Below are 14,191 nucleotides of genomic sequence, written 5' to 3'. Positions count from 1 at the left end.
TCAGCGACCCAGCTCGAAGACCACGTCGATGCTCACCGACAGCGAGGCCTCGCCCGGCGACACCGTGGTCTCCTTGGCGAAACCGTCGCTGGCCATCGCACGCATCATCGGCATCGGCCGCGGGAAGCTGGCACCGCCCTCGCTGATGCTGACGATGCGACGCACCTTCATGCCAAGCGCGGCGGCATAGGTATCGGCACGTGCCTGCGCCTTCTTCAATGCGCCCAGGCGCGCTTCGTCGTAGGCCTCGTCCGGCTTGTCCACCTCGAAACTCGGGCCGTTGATCTGGTTGGCCCCATTGGCGACGAACGCATCCAGCACCTTGCCCAGCTTGGACAGGTCGCGCACCTTCACGTTGACCGTGTTGCTGGCCTGGTAACCGACGATGCTCGGCGGCTGGTTCTCGACGTATTTGTACTGCGGGTTGAGGTTGATGCCGGCGGTCTGGATGTCGCGCTCGGCGATGCCGGCGGCGCGGATCGCGGCCATCAGCTTGTCCATCTGCACGGCGTTGGCGCGCATCGCCGCGTTGGCGTCGGCGGCCTGTGTCACCACGCCGGTGGAGATGGTGGCGACATCCGGGACGCGGGTGGCGTCGGCGGAGGCCGAGACCGACAGCAGCGTGCCCTGCGGTGCGGCGATGGCGATATCGGCGGGCGTCTGTGCGTTGGCGGTCATGGGCAATGCGATGGCCAGGGAAAGGGCGAGGAACAGGGGACGCAGGATCATGGTGGACTCCGAATCGGTGCGGGGGAAGCGTGCGCGAGGCATGGTGGGTGCCAGGTGAACGCTCGTGGCGGGAGTGAACGCGTGGTGAGCCGGAACGGGGTTGCAGGCGTGGCCGCGACAAGGCCGCGGGTTAGACTTCCAGCATGCTGCATCTTGCCTCGCGCTCGCCACGACGCGCCGAATTGCTTGCCCGTCTCGGGCTGGACTTCGGCACCATCGACCTCGACATCCCCGAACGCCAGGGCGCCGAAGAGGCCGCCGCCGACTACGTGCGCCGGGTCGCCCGCGAGAAGGCGGGTGCCGGTCTGCTGCAGGTGGTCTCGGTGCCGGGTGCGGTGGTGCTGGGTGCCGATACCGAAGTGATCCTGGACGGTCGCGTGTTCGGCAAGCCGGTCGATGCCGACGATGCCGCATCGATGCTGCGCACGCTGTCGGGTCGCACCCACGAAGTGATCACCGCGATCTCGCTGGTCTCCGCCGCGCGCGAGGTGCAGGCGGTCTCGAGCTCGCAGGTGACGGTGGCAGCATTGGACGAGGATGCGATCGTGGCTTACCTCGCCAGCAACGAATGGCAGGGCAAGGCCGGTGCGTATGCGATCCAGGGCCGCTTCGAATCGCACATCCAGCATCTGTCCGGCAGTTTCAGCGGAGTAATGGGCCTGCCGATGTTCGAGACCGCGCGGCTGCTGCGCGACTTCGGCGTCGCCGCGTGAGCGCCTGCGCATGAGTGAGGAACTGCTGGTCAACGTGACCCCGCGCGAGACCCGCGTGGCGGTGGTCGAGAACGGCATGCTGCAGGAGTTGCACATCGAGCGAGGCAGCCAGCGTGGCGTGGTCGGCAACATCTACAAGGGCAAGGTGCAGCGGGTGATGCCCGGCATGCAGGCGGCATTCGTAGACATCGGCCTGGATCGCGCCGCATTCCTGCATGCCAACGACATCTTCCGCAGTGCGCAGCTGGATGCCGGTGAGGTCGACGACCCGCCCGCCGCGCCCCCGATGCAGGTACAGATCCCGATCACTGAGCTCTTGCGCGACGGCGCGGAGATCGTGGTGCAGGTGGTCAAGGATCCGATCGGCAGCAAGGGTGCCCGGCTGACCACCCAGATCAGCATTCCGTCGCGCTACATGGTGCTGCTGCCGCGTTCGCGCGTGCTGGGCATTTCCGCGCGCATCGAGGACGACGACGAGCGCGCCCGCCTGAAATCTTTGATGACCGAACTGGCCCGGCCCGGTGGCTACGGCTACATCGTGCGCACCAATGCGGAGGGCCAGCCGGCCGAGGCGCTGGCCGAGGACATCGCCTACCTCAAGCGCGCATGGGATCTGGTCGAAGCGACGTCGGCCACCGCCAAGGTCGGCAGTTGCGTGTACGAAGACCTGAGCCTGCCGCTGCGCGCGGTGCGCGACCTGATCCGCCGCGACGTGGAGAAAGTGAAGGTCGATTCGCGCGAGACCTGCGAGCGCCTGCGCGAATTCGCCGCGCAGTACATGCCTGGCCTGGCCGAGAAGATCGAACACTATTCCGGCGCGCGCCCGATCTTCGACATGTACGGCGTGGAAGACGAGATCCAGCATGCGCTGGAGAAGGAAGTGCCGCTGAAGTCGGGCGGCTACCTGGTGATCGACCAGACCGAGGCGATGACCACGGTCGACGTCAACACCGGCAGCTTCCTCGGCCAGCGCAACCTGGAAGAGACGGTCTACCGCACCAACCTGGAAGCGGCGCAATCGGTGGCGCGCCAGCTGCGCCTGCGCAACCTGGGCGGGATCATCATCATCGACTTCATCGACATGGTGGATGCCGAGCATCGCCGGCAGGTGCTGCGCACGCTGGAAAAGTCGCTTGCACGCGACCACGCCAAGACCACGGTCTACGACTTCTCGCCGCTGGGCCTGGTGGAAATGACCCGCAAGCGCACGGTGGAAAGCCTGGAGCGCCAGTTGAGCGAGCCCTGCCACGAATGCAGCGGACGCGGCACGGTCAAGACGGCGGAGACGGTGACCTACGAAGTGTTCCGCGAGATCGTCCGCGCGGTGCGCCAGTTCGATGCCCCGCGGCTGCTGGTGATCGCTTCGCCGAAAGTCGTCGCGCGCATCACCGACGAGGAATCCACCGCGGTTGCGGAGTTGGAGGAGTTCCTTGGCAAGTCGATTCGCTTCCAGGCGGACACGCAGTACATGCAAGAGCAGTTCGATGTCGTGTTGCTTTGACGCAGGCGCGATGAATGCCGGACCGATGGGAGTGGTGCGACAGCGTGTCGCCGAGCGGCCCACGGATGGGCCGCGCCCGCGAGATCAGTCCTGGATGACTGGACGGAGCGGCGGCGACACGCTGTCGCTCCGGTCACATCGGCGAGATCGATGACCACACCGATCCGCCGACGCTGGCGTCTGCTGCGCCGCGGTGCCGGGTATGCGCTGGCCGCGGCGTTGGTCCTGTTGGCGCTGGGCAACGGCATCGGCAGCCAGCTGCTGCCGCTGATCGAACGACATCCGGACAAGATCGCCGCGTGGCTTGGCGTGCGGGTGAAGAGCCAGGTTGCGTTCGACGCGGTCGAAACCGAATGGACCCGTCGCGGCCCCTTGCTGCGACTGGACAATCTGCGCATCGGCGATGCAGCGAATCCATTGCGCATCGGCGATGCCGAAATCCTGGTGGCGCAATACGCGGGCCTATTGCCCGGGCGTTCGTTCACCGAATTGCGGGTGCGCGGCCTGGATCTGCTGCTGCAGCGCGATGCCGGCGGTGCGTGGAGCGTGCGCGGCTTGCCGGGCCAGCAGCAGGCGGGCGGCGATCCCTTTGCAACTCTTGAACGACTCGGCGAACTGCAGGTCTCGCACGCGCGGCTGCATGTCTCGGCACCGGAGCTCGGACTGGACCTGCGGGTCCCGCGCATCGACCTGCGCATGCGCGTGGATGGCGCGCGTATCCGCGTCGGCGCGCAGGCCTGGTTGCGCAACGGCGCGACCCCGCTGTCGGCAGCGCTGGATTACGACCGGGGTAGCGGTGATGGCCGGGTGTACGCGGGCACCCGCCGTGCCGACCTGCGCGAATTCGCCGGCAGTTTCGACCTGGCCGGTGTTGTGCCGGCGTCGGGCAGTGGACGCTTGCAGGCCTGGGGCCAGCTGCAGGCGCACCGGATCGTCGGCATCCGCGCCGATGCCGCGCTGGAGGACGTGGTGGTGCGTGGCGCGGCATCGGCCAATGGCCAACCGCCACCGACGCAAAGCTTGGGCAAGGTCGCGCTGGACGCGCGCTGGCGCGGCACGGTGCGCCAATGGCGGGCGCGCGCCGCACGCCTGCGCCTGGGTGCGGGCGATGCCGAACAGGTGATGGACGGTGTCGCCGTCAGTGGCGGGCAACGTTTCGGCTTGCAGGCGCAGCGCATCGATGCGGCGCCGCTGCTGCAACTCCTCGCGTTGGGCGATGCGTTACCGGCGGGGATGCGCGCCTGGTTGCAGGCCTCGTCCGCCGGTGCGGTGTTGGAAGACGTGGACGTGCATGGCGCGCGCGGTGGTGTGGTCTCGGCGACTGCACGCATCCGCGGCCTGCATTTCGCCCCGGTCGGCAACGCACCGGGGCTGCGCGGCGTGGATGGCTGGCTGCAAGGCGATGCCGACGGCGTGCGCCTGCGATTCGACCCGCAGGCCACGCTGGCCTTGGACTGGCCGGTCGGGTTCGGCGTGGTCCACGACTTCAACGTCGACGGCGAAGCTGTGGCCTGGCGCGACGGCAAGGGCTGGAGCGTGCGCACGCCCGGGTTGTCGCTGGTCAATCCGGACCTGCAAATCAAGCTGCGCGGCGGCCTGGGATTCCCGAATGATGGCACCCGCCCGCGGATGGACCTGGCTGCCGACCTGGGTGAGGCGGATGTCTCGCTGGCGCACGAGTTCTGGGTGCACCACCTGATGCCGAAATCGACGGTCAAGTGGCTGGACGCGGCCTTGCAGGGCGGACGCCTGCACGACATCCATGCGGTGGTCGCCGGCGACCTCGACGACTGGCCGTTCCGCACCGAGGGCGATCGCCACGGTGCCGGCGTGTTCCGGGTCGATGCGCGGATGCGCGGCGGCGTGCTCAAGTTCCAGCCGGAATGGCCCGCAGCGGAGAACCTCGAAGCCGACATCCGCTTCGAGGCCGACGGTTTCACGGTGGCCGGGCGCAGCCGCATCGCCGGGGTGCCGGTGCCGGCGTTCAAGGCCGGGATCACCCGCTTCGGACGGGCCGAACTGACCGTGGATGCCGCGGCAGCGGGAGATGCCAGGGACTTCCTCGGCCTGCTGCGCGCCAGCCCATTGCAGAAATCCTACGGCGCGAGCATGGACAGCCTGCGCGTGGCCGGCCCGGCGCAGGCGCAGTTCCACCTGCGGCTGCCGTTCCACCGCGACAAGCCACCGCCGCAGGAGCTGTATGGCGACGTGGTGCTGGCCGGCGCGACCCTGCGCGACGAGCGCTGGAAGCTGGCTTTCGACCAGGTCCGCGGCAACATTCGCTACGACAAGGGCGGGTTCGCCGCCGAGGACCTGCAGGTGCGCCACGAGGGCACGCCCGGCGTGCTGGCCCTGCGGGCGGGCCCGCATGTGCGCGATCCGGCGCACGCGTTCGAGGGCGAGCTGGACGCGCAAATCGCTATCGACGGACTGCTGGACAAGGCCGGCAGCATGGCCTGGCTGAAGCCGCACGTGGCCGGCAGTTCGGCATGGACGGTGACCCTCGGCATTCCGCGCAATGCGGCGCAGGGCGCGATGGCCGGTCGCCTGCAATTGCGCTCCAACCTGGCCGGCACCGAACTCGACCTGCCGGAACCCATGCGCAAGCCGCGCGGCCAGGCACTGGCGGCCAGCGTCGACTTGCGCCTGCCGCTGGAAGAAGGCGAGGTCGAAGTGACCCTGGGCAACCTGCTGTCGCTGCGCAGCCGAACGCGCGCGACTTCGACCGGTGTTGCCGTGCAATTGGGTGGCGCGCGTGCCGAGGCTCCACCTGCGGAGGGTTTGATGGTCGGCGGGCGTGCCACCCGCGTGGATGCACTGGACTGGATCGGGGTTATCGCCGGCGATCGCGGCGGCGATGGCCTGCCGCTGCGCCGGATCGATGTCAATGCAGCGCAGTTGCGCCTGCTCGGCACCCAGTTCGCGGATGCGCGCGTGCTGGTGGTGCCGGCACCGCGCGGCACCGCCGTCCTGGTGGAGGCGGACACGCTGACGGGATCGCTGCTGGTGCCGAAGGAAGAGGGCGCGACCGTGGCCGGTCGTTTCGATCGCCTGCACTGGACGATGCCGCCGCGCAGCGGGCCCGGATTCGGCGGTTTGCGCGCTGCGACTGCCAGCCCATCGGCGACGGTCGCAAGCGATGCGCCCACCGAGGTTCCCGCATTCGATCCGGGCAAGCTGCCGCCGTTGCTGTTCGATGTTGGCGACCTGCGCATCGGCGAGGCCGCGCTCGGGCAGGCGCGCTTCCGCAGCACGCCGGTGGCGGGCGGCTTGCGCATGGACGAATTCACTACCCGCGGCGGCAAGCAGCGGCTGTCCGCGACCGGTACCTGGAGCGGTCGCGGTACGGCAGCGCGCACGCGCTTGGCACTGGGCGTGGACAGCGACGACATCGGCGCGTTGCTGACGGGTCTGTCGTTGGGCGGCCAGGTCGGTGGCGGCAAGGGCACGCTGCAGATCGATGCCGACTGGCGCGGTGGGCCGGATGCACTGGATCCGCTCACGCTGCAGGCCAACCTGCGCCTGGATGCGCGCGATGGCCGGCTGCTGGAGATCGAACCCGGCGCAGGCCGCGTGCTCGGCCTGCTCGGCATCGGCCAGTTGCCGAGGCGCTTGACCCTGGACTTCCGCGACTTCTTCGACAAGGGCTTCGCCTTCGACAGCATCACCGGCGAGGTACGCCTGGCCAACGGCAGCGCGCGCAGCGACAACATCGCCATCAAGGGGCCTGCAGCGGAGATCCACTTGCGCGGCAGCGCCGACCTGCGCACCCAGCGTTTCGACCAGACCGTGGACGTGCTGCCGAAGTCCGGCGGCCTGCTGACCGCGGTCGGTGCGCTTGCCGGTGGCCCGGTGGGCGCAGCGGTGGGGGCGGTCGCCAATGCGGTACTGGAGAAGCCGCTGCAGGGCCTCGGTGCGAAGACCTATCGCATCACCGGGCCGTGGGCGTCGCCCAAGGTCGAGGTCAGTGCGCGCGGCGGTCCACCGCCGCGACCGGCCGCCAAGCCGGCCGCGCCGGATTGAGCGCGCTGCATTGATTCGGGTCGCATCGCCGCCATCTCGTTGCAACGCACTTCAATAGCAGGACGTATGAACGCACTCGCCATCGCCGAATCCCGTTTGCTGGCGCCGACCGGCCTCGACACCGACGCGCTGCAACGCGCCTTCGGTACCTTGCTGGGCCCGGGCATCGACTTCGGCGACCTGTATTTCCAGCATTCGCGGCGCGAGAGCTGGAGCATGGAGGACGGCATCGTCAAGGATGGCGCGCATGCGATCGAGCAGGGCGTGGGCGTGCGCGCGATCTCCGGCGAGAAGACCGGCTTCGCCTACTCGGACGATCTCGATGCCGGCGCATTGCTCGCTTCGGCGCAGTCGGCGAGGGCGATCGCGCGCGATGGTCGCCAGCATGCCGGGCAGTCGCTGGCGCGGATTGGCGGAAGGCAGCTGTATCCCGCACTGGATCCGGTCGATGCCTTCGCCAACGAGGCCAAGGTCGCGCTCTTGCGGCGCGTGGATGCGCTGGTGCGCGCGCTGGATCCGCGCGTGCAACAGGCGATGGTGAGCGTGAGCGCGGGTGTGGACACCGTGCTGGTGGCGCGCAGCGACGGCGTGCTGGCCGGCGACGTCCGCCCCTTGGTGCGGATGAACATCCAGGTCATCGTCGAGCAGAACGGACGGCGTGAATCCGGGTTCGCCGGTTTCGGTGGTCGTTATTCCTACGAACAGTTGTTGGCCGACGACAAGCCGGAAAAGTTCGCGCGCGAGGCGCTGCGCCAGGCGCTGGTGAACCTCGATGCGATCGATGCACCGGCCGGCACGATGCCGGTGGTGCTCGGCCACGGCTGGCCGGGCGTGCTCCTGCACGAGGCGGTCGGCCACGGGCTGGAGGGCGACTTCAACCGCAAGGGCACGTCGACATACGCCGGCCGCATGGGCCAGCGCGTGGCGGCGAAGGGTGTGACCATCGTCGATGACGGCACGCTCGACGGACGTCGCGGCTCGCTCAACATCGACGACGAAGGCACGCCGACCTCGTGCACGACGCTGATCGAGGACGGCATCCTGGTCGGTTACATGCAGGACACCCTCAACGCGCGGCTGATGGGAATGGCACCCACCGGCAACGGCCGTCGCGAATCGTTCGCGCACCTGACCATGCCGCGGATGACCAATACCTACATGCGCGCCGGCACCGTTGATCCGCAGGAGATGATCCGCTCGGTGAAGCGCGGCCTGTACGCGGTGAATTTCGGCGGCGGCCAGGTCGACATCACCAGCGGCAAGTACGTGTTCACCGCCACCGAGGCCTACCTGATCGAGGACGGCAAGGTCACCGCGCCGGTCAAGGGCGCGACCCTGATCGGCAACGGCCCGGAGACCATGCAGCGGGTCGCGATGATCGGCAACGACATGGCGCTGGACGACGGCGTCGGCATCTGCGGCAAGGACGGGCAGTCCGTGCCGGTCGGCGTGGGCCAGCCGTCGCTGCTGATTTCGGAATTGACGGTGGGTGGGACGCAGGCGTGAGCGCGATGCCTGCCAGGACGATGCCCGGGTCATTCGTTCGCGGGTGCGTCGTCATCCAGCGGATCTTCGCCACCCGCCAGCAGCTCGCGCAATTCGCGGAACAATTCTCGATGCGCACGCGGCGGCTTGTTGCGTTTCTGTTCTTCGTGCGCATTGCGCACCAGTTGGCGCAGCTTCTGGCGGTCGGCATCGGGATGCGCGGTCAGCAACTCGGTCATCGCGGCATCGCCGTTCTCGCCCATCAGAGCGTCGCGCAGCACTTCGGCGCGATGCAGGGCGGCGGTCTCGCGCTTGGAGGCATCGCCGTCTTTCGCCAGCGCATCGCGGATCGCGTCCAGCGCCTCGTCGTCCTGGCGGCGCATCTGCTTGGCCAGGAACGCGTGCTGCCGCTTGCGCGCGCCGTACGAGGTCATGCGCTGGGTCTCGCGGATATGCGGCAGCAGCTCTTCGGGGATCGGCAGCCGCGCGAGTTGCGCGGCGCTCAATGCCACCAGGGTTTCCCCCAGCGCCAGCACGTCCAGCGCATCGCGCCGGTTCTGGCTGCGGCTGGGGCTCAGGAATTCGCCGGTGTCTTCATCGCGTCCACGCATTGCAACAGGATAAGCCATTGAGCCTTTCGACCCACGATTCCGCCATCGCGAGCGCCGCCCAGATTGCCGATGACAGCCATGCGCGCATGCAGCGCCTGTCCGCCATCGCGGAGCAGTTGCTGGCCCAATCCCGCGCGGCCGGTGCCAGCCAGGCCGAGGTCAGCTGCAACGAGGACAGCGGGCTGTCGGTCAACGTGCGCATGGGCGAGGTGGAAACCGTCGAGGCCACCCGCGACCGCGGCATCGCCGTCACCGTGTACTTCGGCACGCGCAAGGGCAGCGCCAGCACCGCCGACCTGCGCGACGACAGCCTGCAGGCGACCGTGGCCCAGGCCTGCGCGATCGCCCGCCACACCGAGGACGATCCCGCGTCCGGCCTGGCCGACGCCGAACTGATGGCCAAGACCCAGCGCGAATTCGACAGCTGGCATCCGGCCGCGTTCGACGCCGATCGCGCGATCGGCATCGCCCTGGCCGCCGAGGCCGCGGGCCGCGAAGTGGATGCACGCATCGGCAATTCCGATGGCGCTTCCGCGAATGCCGGTGCGACCATCAGCGTCTACGCCAATTCGCATGGCTTCCTCGGTGCCGAACGCAGCACCTCGTACAGCATCGGCTGCGCGCTGATTGCCGGCGAAGGCGAGGACATGCAGCGCGACAGCTGGTACAGCGTGGCGCTGGCCGAAGGCGATCTCGATGCGCCGGAGTTGGTCGGTCGCAAGGCTGCGCAGCGCACCCTGGAGCGGCTGGACCCGCGCTCGCTGCCGACCGGCGAGGTGCCGGTGCTGTTCGCGGCCGAGATGGCGCGCTCGCTGATCGGCCATTACCTCAGCGCGGTGTCGGGTGGCGCGCTCTACCGCAAGGCGAGCTTCCTGCTCGACAGCGTGGGCACCCGGGTATTTCCGGACTGGTTCGACATCGACGAACTGCCGTTCCTGCCGCGCGGCTTCCGTTCCGCCGCGTTCGATGCCGAAGGCGTCGCCACGCGTGAGTCGCCGCTGGTCCGCGACGGCATCGTCCAGCGCTACGTACTGGGCAGTTATTCGGCGCGTAAATTGGGGTTGCAGACCACGGCCAATGCGGGCGGCGTGCATAACCTGCAGGTGCGGGCGAATGCCGGCGGCCTGCCGGAACTGGTGCAGCGCATGGGCCGCGGCCTGCTGGTCACCGAGTTGATGGGGCAGGGCGTGAACGCGATCACCGGCGATTACTCGCGTGGTGCCGCAGGTTTCTGGATCGAGGGCGGGCGGATCGCCCACCCGGTGGATGGCATCACCATTGCCGGTAACCTGAAAACGATGTTCGGTTCGATCGAGGCGGTGGGCGGCGACATCGACCCGCGCTCGCACGTGCGCATGGGTTCGATGTTGCTGGGACGCATGACCGTGGCCGGTACCGGCTGAATGCGCGGCTGATCGCGTCAACCGCATCGTGCTGCCCGACGTTACCGGTCCGGTGATCGGCGAAGGGTGGCGATGATGGCGCAAGCTGCGGCAAGTGCGGTGAACCGCTTCGGATTGGGCGGGCGCGGCGACGAGATTGCCGTCGTTGGTGGCGATCCGCGCGGCTGGTTGCTGGCGCAAATCGCGGGCGATGCACGCGACGATTCGTTCGCTGGCTTGCCCGACAGCGGCGCTTATCTCGACCAGTACCACGACTATCTGCGGCAGCGTCGCGAACTGCGCGCGCAACGCGAGGCGGGCAAAGCCGAAGAGGCGCGACCCGCCATGGATCGACGTGGCTTGCGCCGTGGCTTGCAACGCGAACTCGCGATTCGCCAAGGCGTGGCGGCGACGACCACGCGCCCATTCGCAGAACGCCTGGTGCGGTTCTGGTCGAACCATTTCGCGATTTCGATCGACAAGTTCCAGGCCTCGCTGTTCGCCGCGCCGATGGAGCGCGAGGCGATCCGCCCGCATCTGATCGGTCGCTTCGCCGACATGTTGCTCGCGGTCGAGCGCCATCCGGGCATGCTGGTCTACCTGGACAATGCGCAGTCGATCGGCGTTGACTCTCGGCTCGGCGCGCAGTCCGCGCGGCGCGCGCAGCGCAACCCGGAGGCGCGCAAGCGCGGCCTCAACGAGAACCTGGCGCGCGAAATCCTCGAGCTGCACACGCTCGGCGTGGATGGCGGTTACGCACAAGGCGATGTCGCCGAGTTGGCCCGCGCGATTACCGGCTGGAGCGTGGCGCGGCCCGCGGATCGCGAGCGCAGCCGTCGCGATGATGCGTTCGTGTTCCGTGCCGTCGCGCACGAGCCGGGCGCGCGCCGCGTGCTCGGCAAGGCCTATCCGGAAGCCGGCGAGGCACAGGGCGAAGCGATCCTGCGCGACCTTGCCTTGCATCCGGCAACGGCCCGGCACCTGTCGCTGAAACTCGCGCGGCATTTCGTTGCCGACCAGCCATCGCCGGCCTTGGTGGAGCGGATGGCCAAGGCCTACCTCGCCAGTGGCGGCGAACTCGCTGCCCTGTACCGGGCGATGGCCGAGGACGATGCCGCGTGGTCGCCGAGCGCCGGCAAGTTCAAGTCGCCGGAGGATTTCATCGTCTCCGCCTTGCGCGCCTGCCAGCTGGGCGCCGACGGCGATCTCGCCTTGAGCCTGCGCTTGCAGGCGCAATTGGGGCAACCCATGTTCCAGCCGCGTTCGCCGGCCGGGTTCGGCGATGTGGCTGCCGACTGGGGCGGCCCGGATGCGTTGTTCAAGCGCGTGCAGGCGGCGCAGGCGCTGGCTGAGCGCTTGCCCGCATCGCGGGACGCAACGCCGCAGGCGCTCGGTGTCGCTGCCCTGGGTCCGGCACTCGATGATGAAACCGCCACGGCCCTGCGCCGTGCCGAATCCGTGCAACAGGGCGTCGCCTTGTTGCTGGCCAGTCCCTCATTTCAATGGAGGCGATGAGATGACCCTCGATCGACGCAGGTTCCTGGCACTGAGTGGCTCGGTCGCGATGCTTTCGTTGCTGCCGCGATTCGCGCTGGCGGCATCGTCCACCACCGACACACGGTTCCTGCTGGTGCTGCTGCGCGGCGGCATGGACGGCCTGCACGCGCTGCAACCGTTTGGCGATCCCGGCTTTGCGGCCTTGCGCGGCGCGTTCGCGCGTGCCGACGGACAGCCAGCGGCACACCGGCTGGATGCGGATTTCGCGCTTCACGGGCGACTCGAGTTCATGGCGCAGCTTTACGCCGGAAAGTCGCTGCTGCCGGTCGTCGCGATTGCGCCGCCGTATCGCCAGCGCTCGCATTTCGAGGCGCAGGACTGCGTGGAGAACGGCACGTCCGGCAGCGGCGGCAGCACCGGTTGGTTGAATCGTTGCGTGGCGGGCGTGCCCGGCAGCAAGGGCCTGGCGATCTCGTCGGTGCTGCCGCTGGCGATGCGCGGCAAGGCCGAGGTCGCCACTTGGTCGCCGCCGATGCCGGAACGACTCGACCCGATCCTGTGGCAGCAATTGCAACTGCTGTATGCAGCGGATCCGGCGTTGGCCGCGACGTTTGCCGCGATCGACAGCGACGTGGGCGACATGGCCGCGGGTCGCGGTGGCCAGGCCGGCCTGCGCTTGCCGCAGGCGATGGCGTCGGCTGCGCGCTTCATGTCCGCTGCCGACGGCCCGCGCATCGGTTTCGTCGAGGACACCGGCTGGGACACCCACAACAACGCGCTCGGCGTGCTCAACCGCAAGTTCGGCGAACTGGATGCGGGGTTGAAGGCATTCCGTGACGGCGCGCTGTCGACCTGGAACAACACAGTGGTCGCCATCGTCACCGAATTCGGCCGCACCGCCGCGATCAATGGCACCGGTGGCACCGACCACGGCACCGGCGGCGTGGCATTCCTGGCCGGTGGCGCGGTGCAGGGCGGGCGCATTGCCGGCGACTGGCCCGGCATCGCCAAAGCGCAGCTCAACGACGGTCGCGACCTGCGTGCCACCACCGACATGCGCAGCCTGTTCAAGGGCGTCCTCCGCGACCATCTCGGCATTGCCGATGCCGCATTGGTCGACCAGGTGTTTCCTGAAAGCCGCGGCACCGCGCCGATGACCGGGCTGCTGCGCCGCGCAACGGCTGCCTGAGTGGCCGGCTGCGTCGCGAACCCGCGTTATGCTTCGAGAACCGCGCGCACGCGCAACACCGGGGAAGCCAGATGGAACACAACGACGCCACCGCCGTACCGCCGCCGCCGCCGCCGAGCTCTGCCGCTTCGCAGGAAGACCGGACGCTGGCGCTGATCACCCACCTGTCCGGCATCGTGCTCGGCTTCATCGTGCCGCTGGTGATCTGGCTGGTGAACAAGGACAAGGCCGACAAGGGCTTCCTCAACGACCAGGCGAAGGAAGCGTTGAACTTCCAGATCACCCTGTTGATCGTCTACGTGATCGGCATCGTGCTGACCGTGATCCTGATCGGCGCGCTGATCAACCTGGCGGCGTGGGTCGCCTGCATCATCCTGAGCATCATGGCCGGCCTGAAGGCCAATGAAGGCGTGGCTTATCGCTACCCGTTCGCGCTGCGGCTGATCAAGTAAGCCGCGTTCGTCGCCGGTGTTGCGCGGTTCGTCGCGCGCCGGCGGCCATTCGTCGCCGGTGGCCCGCATTGGGCCATCGGATGGCTTGCAACCCCTCGCGGTGCCTCCATCATCCCTCCCATGCCGGACTGTTTCCGGTGGGAGTCGACGATGGAAACCAGCACCTACGAATCAAGTGGCAACGCCACCGGCGTGCAGACCCTGTCCCCGAGCCTCACCGACCGCCAGTGGGCGGCCGCCGCGCATGTCGCGGCATTGCTCGCTGCGCTGTTGACCAGTTGGGTCGCCGGCGTGGCCGGTGCGGTGGCAGCAATGGTGGTGTGGATGCTGGTGCGCGACAAGTCGGCCTTCGCCGCCGAACACGCGCGGGAAGCGCTGAACTTCAACCTCAGCATGTTCCTGTACTCGGCGATGCTGACCGTGCTGGTGATCTTCACTCTGGGAATCGGCATCATCGTGGCGTTGCCGTTGTGGGGGATCCTGGCGCTGGTGTGGATCGTCTGCACGCTGATCGCCGCGTTCAGGGCCTACGACGGCCAGTCGTACCGCTATCCAGTCACGATCCGCCTGTTCCAGTGATGAGTGGCATGCGCCGGTTCGCCGGTGCCT

General features: G+C 68.5%; 11 protein-coding genes. 9 read left to right on the top strand and 2 right to left on the bottom strand.

Features of this window, described 5'->3' with window-relative positions:
* Entirely contained in the window at positions 1-729 is a 729-nt protein-coding gene (locus H9L16_RS00355; protein WP_187552664.1) for an SIMPL domain-containing protein, read from the bottom strand.
* Between the two features lie 143 nt (positions 730-872).
* On the opposite strand from H9L16_RS00355, the gene H9L16_RS00350 reads away from it, so the two are divergent.
* The 4 genes from H9L16_RS00350 to tldD all read left to right on the top strand — a co-directional run bounded on the left by H9L16_RS00350 (position 873) and on the right by tldD (position 8,472).
* Positions 873-1,442 carry a Maf family protein gene (locus tag H9L16_RS00350; protein WP_187552663.1) on the top strand — a complete coding sequence of 190 codons (570 nt, stop codon included), beginning with the start codon at positions 873-875 and terminating at the stop codon, positions 1,440-1,442.
* Between the two features lie 10 nt (positions 1,443-1,452).
* Complete coding sequence (gene rng / locus H9L16_RS00345) at positions 1,453-2,943, top strand: ribonuclease G (protein WP_187552662.1); 1,491 nt, start codon at positions 1,453-1,455, stop codon at positions 2,941-2,943.
* A 150-nt stretch (positions 2,944-3,093) separates the two neighbouring features.
* Positions 3,094-6,966: a YhdP family protein gene (locus H9L16_RS00340; RefSeq protein ID WP_187552661.1), complete on the top strand. Its 3,873-nt coding sequence runs from the start codon at positions 3,094-3,096 to the stop codon at positions 6,964-6,966.
* Positions 6,967-7,032: 66 nt separating this feature from the next.
* Positions 7,033-8,472 carry a metalloprotease TldD gene (tldD, locus tag H9L16_RS00335; RefSeq protein ID WP_187552660.1) on the top strand — a complete coding sequence of 480 codons (1,440 nt, stop codon included), beginning with the start codon at positions 7,033-7,035 and terminating at the stop codon, positions 8,470-8,472.
* Between the two features lie 29 nt (positions 8,473-8,501).
* On the opposite strand, the gene yjgA is transcribed toward tldD, so the two are convergent.
* Positions 8,502-9,062 carry a ribosome biogenesis factor YjgA gene (yjgA, locus tag H9L16_RS00330; RefSeq protein WP_187552659.1) on the bottom strand — a complete coding sequence of 187 codons (561 nt, stop codon included), beginning with the start codon at positions 9,060-9,062 and terminating at the stop codon, positions 8,502-8,504.
* Positions 9,063-9,148: 86 nt separating this feature from the next.
* Between yjgA and pmbA the strand changes: the two genes are divergently transcribed.
* From pmbA to H9L16_RS00305, 5 genes are all read left to right on the top strand, one after another.
* On the top strand, positions 9,149-10,465 hold the full coding sequence (pmbA, locus tag H9L16_RS00325) for a metalloprotease PmbA (protein WP_187553970.1): 1,317 nt from the start codon (positions 9,149-9,151) through the stop codon (positions 10,463-10,465).
* 75 nt (positions 10,466-10,540) lie between these two features.
* Complete coding sequence (locus tag H9L16_RS00320) at positions 10,541-11,959, top strand: DUF1800 domain-containing protein (protein ID WP_229796490.1); 1,419 nt, start codon at positions 10,541-10,543, stop codon at positions 11,957-11,959.
* Position 11,960: 1 nt separating this feature from the next.
* Positions 11,961-13,130 carry a DUF1501 domain-containing protein gene (locus tag H9L16_RS00315; protein ID WP_187552657.1) on the top strand — a complete coding sequence of 390 codons (1,170 nt, stop codon included), beginning with the start codon at positions 11,961-11,963 and terminating at the stop codon, positions 13,128-13,130.
* 71 nt (positions 13,131-13,201) lie between these two features.
* Positions 13,202-13,582 (top strand): DUF4870 domain-containing protein, encoded by a 381-nt coding sequence (locus tag H9L16_RS00310; protein ID WP_187552656.1) that lies wholly within the window; start codon positions 13,202-13,204, stop codon positions 13,580-13,582.
* A gap of 150 nt (positions 13,583-13,732) precedes the next feature.
* Positions 13,733-14,161, top strand: coding sequence for a DUF4870 domain-containing protein (locus tag H9L16_RS00305; RefSeq protein WP_187552655.1), 429 nt, complete (start codon positions 13,733-13,735; stop codon positions 14,159-14,161).
* The last annotated feature ends 30 nt before the right edge of the window (positions 14,162-14,191 follow it).

This window comes from Thermomonas carbonis, assembly GCF_014396975.1.
GTDB lineage: Bacteria > Pseudomonadota > Gammaproteobacteria > Xanthomonadales > Xanthomonadaceae > Thermomonas > Thermomonas carbonis.
This window is presented reverse-complemented; position numbering and strand designations above follow the sequence as displayed.

Bases quoted from the DNA above. Each gene is read 5' to 3' on its own strand.
- H9L16_RS00310 (WP_187552656.1), top strand. From the start codon at position 13,202: ATGGAACACAACGACGCCACCGCCGTACCGCCGCCGCCGCCGCCGAGC.
- tldD (WP_187552660.1), top strand. From the start codon at position 7,033: ATGAACGCACTCGCCATCGCCGAATCCCGTTTGCTGGCGCCGACCGGC.
- rng (WP_187552662.1), top strand. From the start codon at position 1,453: ATGAGTGAGGAACTGCTGGTCAACGTGACCCCGCGCGAGACCCGCGTG.
- pmbA (WP_187553970.1), top strand. From the start codon at position 9,149: ATGCAGCGCCTGTCCGCCATCGCGGAGCAGTTGCTGGCCCAATCCCGC.
- H9L16_RS00340 (WP_187552661.1), top strand. From the start codon at position 3,094: ATGACCACACCGATCCGCCGACGCTGGCGTCTGCTGCGCCGCGGTGCC.
- H9L16_RS00315 (WP_187552657.1), top strand. From the start codon at position 11,961: ATGACCCTCGATCGACGCAGGTTCCTGGCACTGAGTGGCTCGGTCGCG.
- H9L16_RS00350 (WP_187552663.1), top strand. From the start codon at position 873: ATGCTGCATCTTGCCTCGCGCTCGCCACGACGCGCCGAATTGCTTGCC.
- yjgA (WP_187552659.1), bottom strand. From the start codon at position 9,062: ATGCGTGGACGCGATGAAGACACCGGCGAATTCCTGAGCCCCAGCCGC.
- H9L16_RS00355 (WP_187552664.1), bottom strand. From the start codon at position 729: ATGATCCTGCGTCCCCTGTTCCTCGCCCTTTCCCTGGCCATCGCATTG.
- H9L16_RS00305 (WP_187552655.1), top strand. From the start codon at position 13,733: ATGGAAACCAGCACCTACGAATCAAGTGGCAACGCCACCGGCGTGCAG.
- H9L16_RS00320 (WP_229796490.1), top strand. From the start codon at position 10,541: ATGGCGCAAGCTGCGGCAAGTGCGGTGAACCGCTTCGGATTGGGCGGG.